Origin of the sequence: Pseudomonas reactans, assembly GCF_013385825.1 — a bacterium.
In the GTDB taxonomy this organism is placed as follows: domain Bacteria; phylum Pseudomonadota; class Gammaproteobacteria; order Pseudomonadales; family Pseudomonadaceae; genus Aquipseudomonas; species Aquipseudomonas reactans.
Window position 1 is genome coordinate 176,661 of sequence record NZ_JACAPG010000005.1, and the last position, 13,808, is coordinate 190,468.

13 protein-coding genes and 1 pseudogene are annotated in these 13,808 nt (G+C 60.6%); 12 read left to right on the plus strand and 2 right to left on the minus strand.

Annotated features, from left to right (window positions below):
* The first annotated feature begins 127 nt into the window (after window positions 1-127).
* From HX868_RS05560 to HX868_RS05585, 6 genes are all read left to right on the plus strand, one after another.
* Window positions 128-1,222: an ABC transporter ATP-binding protein gene (locus tag HX868_RS05560; protein ID WP_177002179.1), complete on the plus strand. Its 1,095-nt coding sequence runs from the start codon at window positions 128-130 to the stop codon at window positions 1,220-1,222.
* A complete protein-coding gene (locus HX868_RS05565) occupies window positions 1,222-2,319 on the plus strand; it encodes an ABC transporter ATP-binding protein (RefSeq protein WP_177002180.1) in 1,098 nt (365 codons plus the stop codon). The genes HX868_RS05560 and HX868_RS05565 overlap by 1 nt, the downstream gene beginning before the upstream one ends.
* Window positions 2,316-3,182 carry a carbohydrate ABC transporter permease gene (locus tag HX868_RS05570; RefSeq protein ID WP_010209674.1) on the plus strand — a complete coding sequence of 289 codons (867 nt, stop codon included), beginning with the start codon at window positions 2,316-2,318 and terminating at the stop codon, window positions 3,180-3,182. The genes HX868_RS05565 and HX868_RS05570 overlap by 4 nt, the downstream gene beginning before the upstream one ends.
* 10 nt (window positions 3,183-3,192) lie before the next feature.
* Window positions 3,193-3,993 carry a carbohydrate ABC transporter permease gene (locus HX868_RS05575; RefSeq protein WP_003174634.1) on the plus strand — a complete coding sequence of 267 codons (801 nt, stop codon included), beginning with the start codon at window positions 3,193-3,195 and terminating at the stop codon, window positions 3,991-3,993.
* Window positions 3,994-4,003: 10 nt separating this feature from the next.
* Window positions 4,004-4,276: a DUF2160 domain-containing protein gene (locus HX868_RS05580; RefSeq protein ID WP_010209675.1), complete on the plus strand. Its 273-nt coding sequence runs from the start codon at window positions 4,004-4,006 to the stop codon at window positions 4,274-4,276.
* Between the two features lie 132 nt (window positions 4,277-4,408).
* On the plus strand, window positions 4,409-6,151 hold the full coding sequence (locus HX868_RS05585; RefSeq protein WP_038843653.1) for an ABC transporter substrate-binding protein: 1,743 nt from the start codon (window positions 4,409-4,411) through the stop codon (window positions 6,149-6,151).
* A gap of 104 nt (window positions 6,152-6,255) precedes the next feature.
* On the opposite strand, the gene HX868_RS05590 is transcribed toward HX868_RS05585, so the two are convergent.
* Window positions 6,256-6,684 (minus strand): hypothetical protein, encoded by a 429-nt coding sequence (locus tag HX868_RS05590; protein WP_177002181.1) that lies wholly within the window; start codon window positions 6,682-6,684, stop codon window positions 6,256-6,258.
* A 164-nt stretch (window positions 6,685-6,848) separates the two neighbouring features.
* Between HX868_RS05590 and HX868_RS05595 the strand changes: the two are divergent.
* Window positions 6,849-7,850 (plus strand): annotated as a pseudogene (locus tag HX868_RS05595) (ABC transporter substrate-binding protein).
* A gap of 120 nt (window positions 7,851-7,970) precedes the next feature.
* On the opposite strand, the gene HX868_RS05600 reads toward HX868_RS05595, so the two are convergent.
* Window positions 7,971-8,867 carry a LysR substrate-binding domain-containing protein gene (locus tag HX868_RS05600; protein ID WP_177002182.1) on the minus strand — a complete coding sequence of 299 codons (897 nt, stop codon included), beginning with the start codon at window positions 8,865-8,867 and terminating at the stop codon, window positions 7,971-7,973.
* 172 nt (window positions 8,868-9,039) lie between these two features.
* Between HX868_RS05600 and HX868_RS05605 the strand changes: the two genes are divergently transcribed.
* From HX868_RS05605 to HX868_RS05625, 5 genes are all read left to right on the plus strand, one after another.
* The gene (locus HX868_RS05605) at window positions 9,040-9,987 is read left to right on the plus strand and encodes a branched-chain amino acid ABC transporter permease (protein ID WP_177002183.1); all 948 of its coding nucleotides are present in this window, start codon (window positions 9,040-9,042) and stop codon (window positions 9,985-9,987) included.
* Window positions 9,984-11,069 (plus strand): ABC transporter permease subunit, encoded by a 1,086-nt coding sequence (locus HX868_RS05610; RefSeq protein ID WP_177002184.1) that lies wholly within the window; start codon window positions 9,984-9,986, stop codon window positions 11,067-11,069. Before HX868_RS05605 ends, HX868_RS05610 begins: the two co-directional genes overlap by 4 nt.
* Window positions 11,066-11,839 carry an ABC transporter ATP-binding protein gene (locus tag HX868_RS05615; RefSeq protein ID WP_016977293.1) on the plus strand — a complete coding sequence of 258 codons (774 nt, stop codon included), beginning with the start codon at window positions 11,066-11,068 and terminating at the stop codon, window positions 11,837-11,839. The genes HX868_RS05610 and HX868_RS05615 overlap by 4 nt, the downstream gene beginning before the upstream one ends.
* Window positions 11,832-12,548: an ABC transporter ATP-binding protein gene (locus HX868_RS05620; protein ID WP_177002185.1), complete on the plus strand. Its 717-nt coding sequence runs from the start codon at window positions 11,832-11,834 to the stop codon at window positions 12,546-12,548. Before HX868_RS05615 ends, HX868_RS05620 begins: the two co-directional genes overlap by 8 nt.
* Before the next feature lie 63 nt (window positions 12,549-12,611).
* Complete coding sequence (locus HX868_RS05625; protein ID WP_177002186.1) at window positions 12,612-13,751, plus strand: branched-chain amino acid ABC transporter substrate-binding protein; 1,140 nt, start codon at window positions 12,612-12,614, stop codon at window positions 13,749-13,751.
* The last annotated feature ends 57 nt before the right edge of the window (window positions 13,752-13,808 follow it).

Sequence of the window (13,808 nt, forward strand, 5' to 3'; positions counted from 1 at the left end):
GTCAGATTGTTCACTCTCGAACATCGCTTTCGGCCCATTTCCTTGCACATCAACCACTTGCCGTTTTGGCACGAAACTCGCTCTGACAACTGGCCAGATTCATTCCAATAATAAAAAAGGTCGTGTCATGTCATTGACCCTGGAAAATGTCTCCCGCGTTGTCGAAGGCCAGACCTGGATCGACGACGCCACCATGCGTTTCGAAGCCGGTTCCTTCAACGTCTTGCTCGGCCGCACCCTGTCCGGCAAAACCAGCCTGATGCGCCTGATGGCCGGCCTGGACAAGCCCAACAGCGGTCGCATCCTGATGAACGGCGTGGATGTCACGCAGAAACCGGTGCGCCTACGCAACGTGTCGATGGTGTACCAGCAGTTCATCAACTACCCGACCATGACCGTGTTCGAGAACATCGCCTCGCCGCTGCGCCAGGCCGGTGTGTCCAATGAGGTGATCCAAAGCAAGGTGCTGGAAACCGCGAAAATGCTGCGCATCGAAAAATTCCTCCAGCGCCACCCGTTGGAGCTCTCCGGCGGCCAGCAGCAACGCACGGCCATGGCCCGCGCGCTGGTGAAGGACGCCGAGCTGATCCTGTTCGACGAGCCGCTGGTAAACCTGGACTACAAACTGCGCGAAGAACTGCGTCAGGAAATGCGCGAGCTGTTCGCCGCGCGCCACACTATTGCCATCTACGCCACCACCGAGCCCAACGAAGCCCTGGCCCTCGGCGGTACCACCACCATCCTGCACGAAGGCCGGGTGATCCAGAGCGGCAAGGCCGCCGAGGTGTATCACCAGCCGCAGACGGTGCTGGCCGCCGAGCTGTTTTCCGAGCCGCCGATCAACCTGATGCCAGGTCGCATCAGCGGCAACGAAGTGAGCTTCGCCAATTTCGTGCACTTCCCGCTGAACGTCGACCTGCGCCCCATTGGCGAAGGCGAGTTCCGTTTCGGCGTACGCCCCAGCCATATCAGCCTGGTGCCGAGCAACGATGACGACCTGGAGTTGGCGGTCACCGTGGAAGTCGCGGAGATCAGCGGCTCGGAAACCTTCCTGCACGTGCGCAGCGAGCATTTCCTGCTGGTGCTGCACTTGCCGGGTGTGCACGAGTACGACGTCGACGCGCCGATCCGTGTGTACATCCCCACCCATAAACTGTTTGTGTTCGATGGTCAGGGCCGTTTGGTCCAGGCCCCCGGGCGCCGTGTCGCGAGGGTTGCCTGATGGCCGAGATCCATTTGCAGAACCTGGCGCATAGCTACAGCCCTACGCCGAGTGGTCCGGAGGACTACGCCATCCGGGAAATGAACCACGTGTGGGAGCAGGGCGGGGCCTACGCCTTACTCGGGCCGTCGGGCTGCGGCAAGTCGACCTTGCTCAATATCATCTCCGGCCTGCTCAGCCCGTCCGAAGGCCAGGTGTTGTTCGACACCAAAGTGGTCAACGACCTCACCCCGGAAAAACGCAACATCGCCCAGGTGTTCCAGTTCCCGGTGGTGTACGACACCATGACGGTGTTCGACAACCTGGCGTTCCCGCTGCGTAACCAGGGCATGGCCGAGGCGAAAATTCACAGCAAGGTGCAGGAAATTGCCGAGGTCCTCGACCTGCAAAACCTGCTGAGCAAAAAAGCGCGCAACCTCACCGCAGACGAAAAACAGAAAGTCTCCATGGGTCGCGGCCTGGTGCGTGACGACGTGTCGGCAATCCTGTTCGATGAACCGCTGACGGTGATCGACCCGCACCTCAAGTGGAAACTGCGGCGCAAGCTCAAGCAAATCCACGAGCAGTTCAACATCACCATGGTCTACGTCACCCATGACCAGTTGGAGGCCTCGACCTTCGCCGACAAGATCGCGGTGATGTACGGCGGGCAGATTGTGCAATTCGGCACGCCCCGGGATCTTTTCGAACGGCCTAGCCACACCTTTGTCGGCTATTTCATCGGCAGCCCTGGGATGAATCTGATCGAGGTGCAGGCCGAGGCGGGCGGAGTGCGCTTTGCCGGCACCCATCTGCCATTGTCCGAAGCCCTGCAGCAGCGCATTGCCAGCACCGACTACAAGAAATTGCAGGTCGGCATCCGCCCGGAATTCATCCACGTGTGGGACGAGCACAATCCCGACGCGATGCAGGCCGATGTCACACACCTTGAAGACCTTGGCACCTACAAGATCATTACCCTCAACCTGGATGGCGCCTTGCTCAAGGTGCGCCTGGCCGAAGACAAACCGGTGCCCGAAGGCCAGGCCTCCATCAGCTTTCCCGCGCAGTGGCTGATGGTGTACGCCGACGATTACCTGCTGGAGGTGCAGCCATGAACAAGGTGCAGAACAACAAGGCCTGGTGGCTGGTGTTGCCGGTGTTCCTGCTGGTGGCATTCAGTGCGGTGATCCCGATGATGACCGTGGTCAACTACTCGGTGCAGGACATCTTCGACCAGTCCAGCCGCTACTTTGTCGGTGCCGATTGGTACAAGCAGGTGCTGCTCGACCCACGTTTGCATGACTCGCTGCTGCGCCAGTTCATCTACTCGGCCTGCGTGCTGCTGATCGAAATCCCGCTGGGCATCGCCATCGCCCTGACCATGCCGACCAAGGGCCGCTGGTCGTCGCTGGTGCTGATCATCCTCGCCATTCCGCTGCTGATCCCGTGGAACGTGGTGGGTACCATCTGGCAGATTTTTGGCCGCGCCGATATCGGTTTGTTGGGGTACAGCCTCAACGCCCTCGGCATCAGCTACAACTACGCCGCCAACACCATGGACGCCTGGGTCACGGTGCTGGTGATGGACGTATGGCACTGGACGTCGCTGGTGGCGCTGCTCTGCTATTCAGGCCTACGGGCGATTCCGGATGTGTACTACCAGGCTGCGCGGATTGATCGTGCATCGCCCTGGGCGGTATTCCGACATATCCAGTTGCCGAAGATGAAAAGCGTGCTGCTGATCGCGGTGATGCTGCGCTTCATGGACAGCTTCATGATCTACACCGAGCCGTTCGTCCTCACTGGCGGCGGGCCGGGTAACGCCACCACGTTCCTGAGTCAGACCCTGACCCAGATGGCCGTGGGCCAATTCGACCTGGGCCCGGCGGCGGCTTTCTCGCTGGTGTATTTCCTGATCATCCTGTTGGTGTCCTGGCTGTTCTACACCGCCATGACCCACTCCGACGCCAACCGCTGAGGCCGCCAACATGAGCAAGCGCAAGGTTATTCCGCTGCTGATCTACATCCTGTTCCTGCTGGTGCCGATCTACTGGCTGCTGAACATGTCCTTCAAGAGCAACACCGAAATCCTCGGCGGGCTGACGCTGTTTCCGCAGGATTTCACCTTGGCCAACTACAAGGTGATCTTTACCGACCCGAGCTGGTACACCGGTTACCTCAACTCGCTGTATTACGTAAGCCTGAACACGGTGATCTCCCTGAGCGTGGCGCTGCCGGCGGCCTATGCGTTTTCGCGCTACCGTTTCCTGGGCGACAAGCACCTGTTCTTCTGGCTGCTGACCAACCGCATGGCGCCGCCGGCGGTGTTTCTGCTGCCGTTCTTTCAGCTGTATTCGTCGATTGGTCTGTTTGACACCCATATCGCCGTAGCCCTGGCCCACTGCCTGTTCAACGTGCCGTTGGCGGTGTGGATCCTGGAGGGCTTCATGTCCGGAGTGCCCAAGGAAATCGACGAAACCGCCTACATCGACGGCTACTCGTTTCCCAAGTTCTTCGTGAAGATCTTTATCCCGTTGATCGGCTCCGGCATCGGGGTGACCGCGTTTTTCTGCTTCATGTTTTCCTGGGTCGAACTGCTGCTGGCGCGCACCCTGACCTCGGTCAACGCCAAGCCCATCGCGGCAGTAATGACGCGCACGGTCTCGGCGTCGGGTATCGATTGGGGCGTGCTGGCGGCGGCGGGGGTGTTGACTATCCTTCCCGGCATGCTGGTGATCTGGTTTGTTCGCAACCACGTGGCCAAGGGCTTTGCCCTGGGCCGGGTCTGAGGAGTCGATGATGGAATGGATGGCCTGGACCACCCCCACCGCGCTGTTCTTTGGTGCCATAGCCCTGATCCTCGCGGGTATGACCACCTGGGAATTGCGTTCGCCGAGCATCCCTCGGCGCGGTTTTCTGCCGATCAGCACCACCCGTGGTGATCGCTTGTTTATCGGTCTTCTCGGCAGCGCCTACCTGCATTTGCTGGTGATCGGCGTTACCGACTGGAGCATCTGGGTGGCGTCCGCGCTCTCCCTGGTATGGCTGTTGAGTGTGATGCGTTGGGGCTAGTGCGGATACCACGCCCTTGTAGAAGCTGGCTTGCCGGCGATAGCGATCTTGAGCGCGCCATCGCCGGCAAGCCGGCTCCTACACGGAGCGGTGGTGTTTGTAGTCCCTTTTGAAATTAACCTGGAGGTCTCTATGTTGAATAAGAACAATAAGCTGCGACATAGCATTTCATTGGCCGCCGTACTGGCCCTCAGCGGTTTGAGCGCGTCGGCCTGGGCCGATGCGTACGAAGATGCCGCAAAAAAATGGATCGGCAGCGAATTCAAACCGTCCACCCTCACCGCTGAACAGCAGCTTGAGGAGCTCAAGTGGTTTATCAAGGCGGCGGAACCGTTCCGTGGGATGAAGATCAACGTGGTGTCGGAAACCCTCACCACCCACGAGTACGAGTCCAAGGTGCTGGCCAAGGCCTTCAGCGAAATCACCGGGATCAAGCTGACCCACGACCTGCTGCAGGAAGGCGACGTGGTGGAAAAGCTGCAAACCCAGATGCAGTCCGACAAGAACATCTATGACGGCTGGGTCAACGACTCGGACCTGATCGGTACGCACTTTCGCTACGGCAAGACCGAATCCATCACTGATCTGATGGCCAACGAAGGTAAGGACTACACCTCGCCAACCTTGGATCTGAAGGACTTCATCGGCCTCTCATTCACCACCGCGCCGGACGGCAAGATCTACCAGCTGCCCGACCAGCAGTTCGCCAACCTGTACTGGTTCCGCGCCGACTGGTTCGAGCGCGCGGACCTGAAAGCCAAGTTCAAGGAAAAATACGGCTATGACCTCGGCGTGCCGGTGAACTGGTCGGCCTATGAAGACATCGCCAAATTCTTCAGTGAAGACGTCAAGGAAATCGACGGCAAGCGCGTGTATGGGCACATGGACTACGGCAAGAAAGACCCGTCCCTGGGCTGGCGCTTCACCGATGCCTGGTTCTCCATGGCCGGTGGCGGCGACAAGGGCTTGCCCAACGGCTTGCCGGTGGACGAGTGGGGCATTCGCGTGGAGGACTGCCACCCGGTCGGCTCCAGCGTCACCCGTGGCGGCGACACCAACGGCCCGGCCGCCGTGTATGCCACCCAGAAATACGTGGACTGGATGAAAGCCTATGCGCCACCGGAAGCGGCGGGCATGACCTTCTCCGAATCCGGCCCGGTGCCTTCGCAAGGCAACATCGCCCAGCAGATCTTCTGGTACACCGCGTTTACCGCCGACATGGTCAAACCGGGCTTGCCGGTGGTGAATGCCGACGGCACGCCGAAGTGGCGCATGGCGCCGTCGCCGGTCGGACCTTACTGGGAAAAGGGCATGAAGAAGGGCTATCAGGACGTAGGGTCCTGGACCTTCCTCAAGTCGACGCCTGAGAAGCAGAAACTCGCGGCCTGGCTCTACGCGCAGTTCGTGACCTCGAAAACCGTCTCGCTGAAGAAAACCATCGTCGGCCTGACGCCGATCCGTGAGTCCGACATCAACTCCCAAGCGATGACCGACATGGCGCCGAAACTCGGTGGCCTGGTCGAGTTCTATCGCAGCCCGGCCCGCACCGAATGGTCGCCGACCGGCACCAACGTGCCGGACTATCCACGCCTGGCACAACTGTGGTGGAGCAACATCGCGGCGGCGGCCAGCGGCGAGAAAACCCCGCAGCAGGCGCTGGACAACCTGGCCAAGGAACAAGACGCGATCATGACGCGCCTGGAACGCTCCAAGGTGCAACCGGTGTGCGGCCCGAAAATGAACCCAGAGCGTGACGCGCAATACTGGTTCGACCAGCCGGGCGCGCCGAAACCGAAACTGGCCAACGAGAAGCCGAAGGGCGAGACCGTGGCTTACGGCGACTTGCTTAAACAGTGGGAGGCTGCGCGTAAGTAAACCCGCCACCCTCGTAGGAGCCGGCTTGCCGGCGATAGCGGTGTGTCAGTCAGCCCATTAGCTGGCAGATAGAGCGCCATCGCCGGCAAGCCGGCTCCTACAGGTTATGCGGCTTGCGGTTGCAGGTGCAGCTCGCTGTCCACATCCTTGACCAGTTCACTGGTCAAAAACAGCGGTGCCAGGCGTTTGTGCAGTTGCGGTTCGACAAACTCCTTCACCGTGTCCAGCGCCAGCACGCCGCTCAACGGCAGCTCGGCTTTGGTGTACGACAACCAGGCTTTCTTCAACGCTTGCAGTACATCGCTGCCTGCCGTGGACGCGAAGCGGCGGTGGGTGAGTTTGCCGTCAAAGGTGAAGGTGTGCTGGAACTCATAGCCGGTTTCATCACCTTGGCTGGCCGTGCAGCGGATACAGCTGCACGGGCCTTCGCCGAAGGCGCTGCGCAGGTAGGCGTTGAAGTCCACCACGGGTTTGAGTGACAGGCGCTTATCCACCTCGAACAGGTCCCCAGTCATTTTTTCGTCAGTGTTCAACGTCCATTTCCTCGCAGTGTGCGGCAGATTTTCAAAGCGCGGCACAATACCAGCCGAGCGCCTGTTTGTGGGTTATTTGCATAACAATAGATCCCGATATTCTTTTCCAGTCTTAAAAATCGCCGCTAGGCTCCATCACCTTCTTAAAAACCCGGCAGATTCCTATGACGTTCAAGCGTTCTTCCCTGACCCTGCTGGCTGCTGCGACAGCCTTGATCAGTATCGGCGCCCAGGCCGAAGGCAAGATCAGCATCGCCCAGCAATTCGGCATCGGCTACCTGATCCTCGACGTGGTGCGCGACCAGCACCTGATCGAAAAGCACGGCAAGGAACAGGGCTTGGATATCAAGGTGGAGTGGAACAGCATTTCCGGCGCCACCGCGATGAACGAGTCGCTGTTGGCGGGCGCCTTGGATGTGGTTTCAGCTGGGGTGCCGCCGATGCTCACTCTGTGAGACCGCACCCAGGGCAAGCAGAACGTCAAGGCCATTGCCTCTCTCGGCTCGATGCCCAACTACCTGCTGACCAACAACCCAAACGTGAAGACTCTCAAGGACTTCACCGAGAAAGACCGCATCGCCGTGCCCGCCGCTGGCGTGGGTTTCCAGTCGCGCACCCTGCAGATCGAGACCGCCAAGCAGTTCGGCGATGCCAACTACAAGAAGTTTGACGACATCTCCATCAGCCTGGCCCACCCCGACGCGACCGCCGCCCTGATTGCCGGCGGTTCGGAGATCAATTCGCACTTTTCCAGCCCGCCGTTCCAGTACCAGGAACTGTTGAATCCCAACGTGCACAAGGTGCTCAGTTCCTACGACATCCTGGGCGGGCAAGCGACGTTCAACGTGCTCTACACCACGCAGAAATTCCACGACGAGAACCCCAAAACCTACAAGGCGTTCTATGACGCGCTGGCCGAGGCCGAGAAAATTATCAAGGCCGACAAACCGGCTGCTGCCAAGGCGTATATTCGCGTAGAGCAATCGAAGTTGCCGTTGGACCTGGTAGAAAAAATCGTCCAGGACCCGGAAATCGATTTCACCATCGTGCCGCAGCGCACTTACATCTACGCCGAAAAATTGCAGGAACTCGGTGTGCTGAAAAACAAGGCCGCCAGTTGGAAGGACTACTTCTTCGAAGAAGCCCATGGCGGCAATGGCAGCTGAAATCGCTTTCTGTAGGAGCGAGCTTGCTCGCGAAGGTCGTTAACGATAACGCAGCGCATCGGGTCTGACGCGGCGCTCTTGGGTTCTTCGCGAGCAAGCTCGCTCCTACAGTAGGTTGGGTTAAACGGCGATCAGACTGCGCTTGATCCAGTCATACAAGTCATTCCCCTCGCTCGACAATTCACTGTTGGCCCGCCGGCACAGGTAGTACTGGCGGCCATCATTGACCTCCCGTTCAAACAACTTTACCAACTCGCCACTGGCCACCAATGGAGCCACCAGCGGCTCGCGCAGCAAGGCGCAGCCGAGGCCGGTGAGGGTGGCGGTGAGCGCCAGTTGGCCGTCTTCCAGCAACAACCCATTCAGCGCCGTGGTGTCGACATCGGCCGCTTCGAACCACTGGCCCCAGGTGCCGCGCTCTTCGTCGTGCAGCAGTGGCAGCTGGCTCAGCGCCTCGGGTGAATCGATAGGGCCGTGCTGCGCCAGGAAATCGCGGCTGCAATAGGGCGTCACCGCGCCGGAGATCAGCGGCTCACTGTGATAACCCGGCCAATGCCCGGTGCCGAAGCGGATCGACAGGTCGGCCGCATCGCTGGGGTAACTGCGGTGGTTGGCGTAGGTCACGTTGATGTCCAGCGCCGGGTGGTCCTTCAGAAAATCCGCCAGGCGCGGGATGAACAGGTTGATGCCAAATAGCGGGATCAGGCTGATGGTCACCTGGCGCGTAGCGCTTTTTTCGCGCACGTGCTCGGTGGCGCTGCGCAGTACGGCGAAGGCCGAACGAATCGCGCGGTAATACTCGCGGCCTTCATCGGTGAGTACTAGGTTGCGGCCCTGACGCAAGGTCAGCGGCTGTTGTAGGAAATCTTCCAGCAAGTGCAGTTGATGGCTGATGGCCGAGGCGGACACGTCCAGTTCGCGCGCTGCGGCATTCACTCCGCCATGGCGCGCGAACGCTTCGAAGGTGCGCACGGCACGCAGGGGAGGGTCGTTGGCTAACTGTTCTGATTTATTCATGTGTTGAATTAAATACTAACTTTTAACCTGAATAAAGAGCCATAAATGCCGTATTTTTGGCATAAAAAGCCTGTTATTCGTTTGGTATATGCATATGACTTTCTGATATTTGATAAAAACAGAATAGATGCTTAGTGTGCCGCCCTTGTACGCACTGAGGTCTCTGGTCCTGATGGATGGGTTTCTCCAACAACTGCTCAATGGTCTGATGACGGGCAGTCTCTACGCGCTGGTGGCCCTGGGTTACACCATGGTCTATGGCATTTTGCGCATCATCAACTTTGCCCACGGCGACGTGTTGATGATTGGCGCGTTGGTCGGCTTGTCGATGATTCGCCTGTTGCAGGCGAGCTTTCCAGAACTGCCGCCGGTGCTGGTGTTGCTGTGTGCCACCGTCGTTGCCATGGCGTTTTGCGCAGTACTCGCGGTGGTGATCGAGCGCGTTGCCTATCGCCGCCTGCGCCATGCGCCGCGCCTGGCGCCGTTGATCAGCGGGATCGGCGTGTCGCTGTTGCTGCAAACCATCGCCATGCTGGTCTGGACCCGAAACCCACAGATGTTCCCGCAACTGCTGCCACTGGAGCCGATTGAAGTGTTGGCCGGTGCCTCGGCGCACCCGGCGATTACCAACGTCACGGCGCTGACTACTATCGCTATCGCGCTCTCGGTGATGGTCGCGCTGCTGGTGCTGGTGGAGCGCACGCGCTTCGGCCGCGCCATGCGTGCCGTGGCGGAAAACCCCCAGGTCGCCAGCCTGATGGGCATCAGCCCGAATCGGATTATTGTCATCACCTTCGCCATCGGCGGCGCCCTGGCGGCACTCGCCGGGATCATGATGGCCAGCAACTACGGCAGCGCGCATTTCTACATGGGCTTTTTGCCCGGCATCAAAGCCTTCACCGCCGCGGTGCTGGGCGGTATCGGCAACCTCAAGGGCGCCATGCTTGGTGGCCTGCTGCTGGGGTTGATCGAAGCCTTGGGTACCGGTTACCTGGGCGCGGCCACCAATGGTGTGTTCGGCAGTAATTACCAGGATGTGTTCGCCTTTATCGTGTTGATCGCGGTGCTGGTGTTCCGTCCTTCGGGGTTGTTGGGCGAACGTTTGGCGACCCGCGCATGATCAAGTCCCTGTCTCCCAGCAAGCGTGCGAGTCTCGGCGTGCTGCTGTTCGCCGTGGCCCTGGTATTGGCGCCTTGGATCGTCGGGCATGCCGGCGGCAACACCTGGGTGCGCACCCTGGACTTTGCCCTGCTGTACATCATGCTCGCTCTTGGCCTGAATATCGTGGTCGGTTACGCCGGGCTGCTGGACATGGGCTTCATCGCGTTTTACGCGGTGGGTGCCTATCTGGCAGCGTTGCTCTCATCACCCCATCTGCTGCAACAGTTTCCGGCGTTGGTCGCGCTGTTGCCGGCAGGGATGCATACATCTATCTGGCTGATCTTGCCGTTGGGCGCACTGCTCGCTGCCGGTTGCGGTGTGGTGCTGGGTGCGCCGACCCTGCGCCTGCGCGGCGATTACCTGGCCATCGTCACCCTGGGCTTTGGCGAAATCATCCGCATCCTGCTGCGCAACCTTGATCGCCCGGTGAATATCACCAACGGGCCCAAAGGCATTGCCCAGGTCGATCCAGTCAACCTGCTGGGCGTGAACCTCGGTCGCGCCCAGGAGCTGTTCGGCCTGCGCCTGCCCTCGGTCTGCCTCTATTACTACCTGTTTGCTGCGCTGGTGGTGCTGATTCTGTTTGCCTGCATCCGCCTGGAGCGCTCGCGCATCGGCCGCGCCTGGGTGGCGATCCGTGAAGACGAAGAAGCGGCCCAGGCCATGGGCGTGAACACCGTACGCCTCAAGCTGTTGGCGTTTGCCATTGGTGCCGCGTTCGGCGGGGTGAGCGGGGCGCTGTTCGCTTCATTCCAGGGCTTTGTTTCGCCGGAGTCCTTCACTCTCAACGAGTCCATCGCCGTGTTGGCCATGGTGGTGCTGGGTGGCATGGGCCATATCCCTGGCGTAATCCTCGGCTGCGTGTTGCTGGCGGCCTTGCCCGAAGCCTTGCGCGCGAGCATGGGCCCACTGCAACAGGCGCTGTTCGGCCAGGTGCTGCTGGACCCGGAAATCATCCGCCAGTTGTTCTACGGCCTGGCGCTGATCCTGGCGATGCTCTATCGACCGGCCGGGCTGTGGCCCAAAGGAGTGGCACGATGAACGCACCGCTGTTGCAGATAGACCAGGTCAACAAGCACTTCGGTGGCGTCGCGGCGCTGACCGATGTGAGCCTGAGCATCCAGCCCGGTGAGATCTACGGGTTGATCGGCCCGAACGGCGCGGGCAAGACCACGTTCTTTAATGTGATGACCGGCTTGTATACCCCGGATTCCGGGCGCTTCCAGCTGGATGGCCGTGACTATCAGCCCACCAGCGTGCATCAGGTGGCCGAAGCCGGTATTGCCCGCACGTTCCAGAACATCCGCCTGTTCAATGCGATGAGCGCCCTGGAAAACGTGATGGTCGGGCGCCATGTGCGCACCCGCAACGGCCTGTGGGCGGCCTTGAGTCGGCACCGCCGCGCGCAGGAAGAAGAGGCGCAAACCCGCGCCCATGCCCATCGTTTGTTAGCGTATGTAGGCCTGGCCGGCTTTGCCCATTACCGCGCCGACAGCCTCAGCTACGGCCATCAACGTCGCCTGGAAATCGCCCGCGCGTTGGCCACCGAGCCACGCCTGCTGGCCTTGGATGAACCGGCGGCGGGCATGAACGCCAGCGAGAAAGTGCAACTGCGCGGCCTGCTGGAAAAGATCCGCGACGACGGCCACACGCTGTTGCTGATCGAACACGACGTCAAGCTGGTGATGGGCGTATGCGACCGCATCAGCGTGCTCGACTACGGCCAGGTTATCGCCGTCGGCCCACCCGCTGAAGTGCGTCAGCATCCGGCGGTGATCCAGGCCTATCTGGGAGCCAGTGCGCATGTCTGAAGCCTTGTTGAACGTCGAGGGCTTGCAGGTGCGCTACGGCGCTATTGAAGCCGTCAAATCCCTGGACCTGCATATCGCTGAAGGCGAGCGCGTCACGCTGATCGGCGCCAATGGCGCGGGCAAGTCTTCCAGCCTCAAGGCCTTGACCGGCTTGCTGCCGGCGGCCAGGGGCGATATCCGTTTTGCCGGGCGATCGATTCTCGGCCAGGCGCCGGAAAAACTGCTGCGCCAGGGCATCGCCATGGTCCCCGAGGGCCGCGGGATTTTCGCGCGCATGAGCGTGTTGGAAAACCTGCAGGCCGGCGCCTTTCTGCGTCGCGATAACGCGCAAGTGCAGCGCGAAATGCGCCAATTGTTCGAACACTTCCCGCGCCTGGAAGAACGCCTGCATCAGTCCGCCGGCCTGTTGTCCGGTGGTGAGCAACAGATGCTCGCCCTGGCCCGTGCACTGTTGTCACGCCCGCGCTTGTTGATCCTGGATGAGCCGTCCATGGGCCTGGCGCCGATCATGGTCGAGAAGATTTTCCAGGTGATCGACGACGTCTGTCGCCAGGGCATGACCCTGTTGCTGGTGGAACAGAACGCACGGCTGGCGCTGCAAGTCACCGACCGTGCCTACGTGATGGACACCGGGCGCATCACCTTGACCGGCGCCTCCCAGGATTTGCTTGAACACCCCGAGGTGCGCAGTGCCTACCTCGGCGAATAAAACCATGACGCTACCGGACGCCCGGCGTGTTTCGACCCGCCCGACACTTAGCAGGAATAACCCATGAACACGTTGAAGAAAACCGCATTGATCGGCTTGGCCCTGAGCAGCCTGGCCAGCGCCGTGGCCCAGGCCGACCAGACTGTATTGATCGGCCTCGCCGGTCCGCTCACCGGCCCGTCGGCACGGATCGGCAAGGACCTGGAAAACGGCGCGCAACTGGCCATCGACCAGGCCAACGCCAAGCACCCGAAAATCAACGGTGAAGCCGTGACCTTCAAGCTGGTGTCTGAAGACGACCAGTCCGACCCACGCACCGCCGTCACCGTGGCCCAGCGCCTGGTGGATGAAGGCGTGGTGGGCGTGGTCGGTCACTGGAACACCGGCACCAGCATCCCGGCAGCACGGGTTTACCATGACGCGGGCATCGCCCAGGTGGCGCCGGTGGCTACCGGTCACGCTTACACCCAGCAAGGGTTCGACACCAGTTTGCGCATCATGGGCCACGACGATGATGGCGGTCAGGTCGCCGGCGACTATGCCCTGAAAACCCTCAAAGCCCAGCGTATCGCCGTGATCGACGACCGCACCGCGTTTGGCCAGGGCCTGGCCGACCAGTTCGTCAAATCCATCGAAGCCGGTGGCGCCAAGGTGGTGTCCCGCGAATACGTGGACGATAAAACCATCGACTTCAGCGCCGTGCTGACCAATATCCGCAGCCAGAACCCGGACCTGATCTTCTTCGGCGGCGTCGACGCCCAAGCCGCGCCGTTGGCCCGTCGCATCAAGCAGTTGGGGATCAAGGCGCCATTGATGGGCGCCGGTGGTTTTGTCAGCCAGACCTTCCTGCAGTTGGCACAGAACGAAGGCGAGGGCGTGATCGCCCTGGAACCGGGCCTGGCGATTGCGCAGATGCCGGGCGGCAAGGCGTTCGAACAGGCTTACAAGGACCGCTATAAAACCAATATCGAGCTGCACGCGCCGTTCGCCTACGACGGTGTAGGCGTGCTGGTGGCGGCTATCGAGAAAGCAGATTCGGTGGACCCACAGAAATACCTGCCGGTGCTGCGCGCCATTAGCTATGAGGGCGTGACCGGCACCATCGCCTTTGACGGTGAAGGCAACTTGAAGAAACCGTCGTTCACCGTTTACCAGGTCAAGGCCAATCAATGGCAGCCGGTGAGCGTGGCAGGCGGTCAATAAAACCCGATCCTTTGTAGGAGCGAGCTTGCTCGCGAAAGTATTTCAGGCGCATGCCAG

What these genes read in the sequence shown, in the direction of transcription:
- HX868_RS05605 (WP_177002183.1), top strand. Translation starts at nt 9,040, where the DNA reads ATGGATGGGTTTCTCCAACAACTGCTCAATGGTCTGATGACGGGCAGT.
- HX868_RS05560 (WP_177002179.1), top strand. Translation starts at nt 128, where the DNA reads ATGTCATTGACCCTGGAAAATGTCTCCCGCGTTGTCGAAGGCCAGACC.
- HX868_RS05575 (WP_003174634.1), top strand. Translation starts at nt 3,193, where the DNA reads ATGAGCAAGCGCAAGGTTATTCCGCTGCTGATCTACATCCTGTTCCTG.
- HX868_RS05565 (WP_177002180.1), top strand. Translation starts at nt 1,222, where the DNA reads ATGGCCGAGATCCATTTGCAGAACCTGGCGCATAGCTACAGCCCTACG.
- HX868_RS05570 (WP_010209674.1), top strand. Translation starts at nt 2,316, where the DNA reads ATGAACAAGGTGCAGAACAACAAGGCCTGGTGGCTGGTGTTGCCGGTG.
- HX868_RS05620 (WP_177002185.1), top strand. Translation starts at nt 11,832, where the DNA reads ATGTCTGAAGCCTTGTTGAACGTCGAGGGCTTGCAGGTGCGCTACGGC.
- HX868_RS05600 (WP_177002182.1), bottom strand. Translation starts at nt 8,867, where the DNA reads ATGAATAAATCAGAACAGTTAGCCAACGACCCTCCCCTGCGTGCCGTG.
- HX868_RS05610 (WP_177002184.1), top strand. Translation starts at nt 9,984, where the DNA reads ATGATCAAGTCCCTGTCTCCCAGCAAGCGTGCGAGTCTCGGCGTGCTG.
- HX868_RS05625 (WP_177002186.1), top strand. Translation starts at nt 12,612, where the DNA reads ATGAACACGTTGAAGAAAACCGCATTGATCGGCTTGGCCCTGAGCAGC.
- HX868_RS05615 (WP_016977293.1), top strand. Translation starts at nt 11,066, where the DNA reads ATGAACGCACCGCTGTTGCAGATAGACCAGGTCAACAAGCACTTCGGT.
- HX868_RS05580 (WP_010209675.1), top strand. Translation starts at nt 4,004, where the DNA reads ATGGAATGGATGGCCTGGACCACCCCCACCGCGCTGTTCTTTGGTGCC.
- HX868_RS05585 (WP_038843653.1), top strand. Translation starts at nt 4,409, where the DNA reads ATGTTGAATAAGAACAATAAGCTGCGACATAGCATTTCATTGGCCGCC.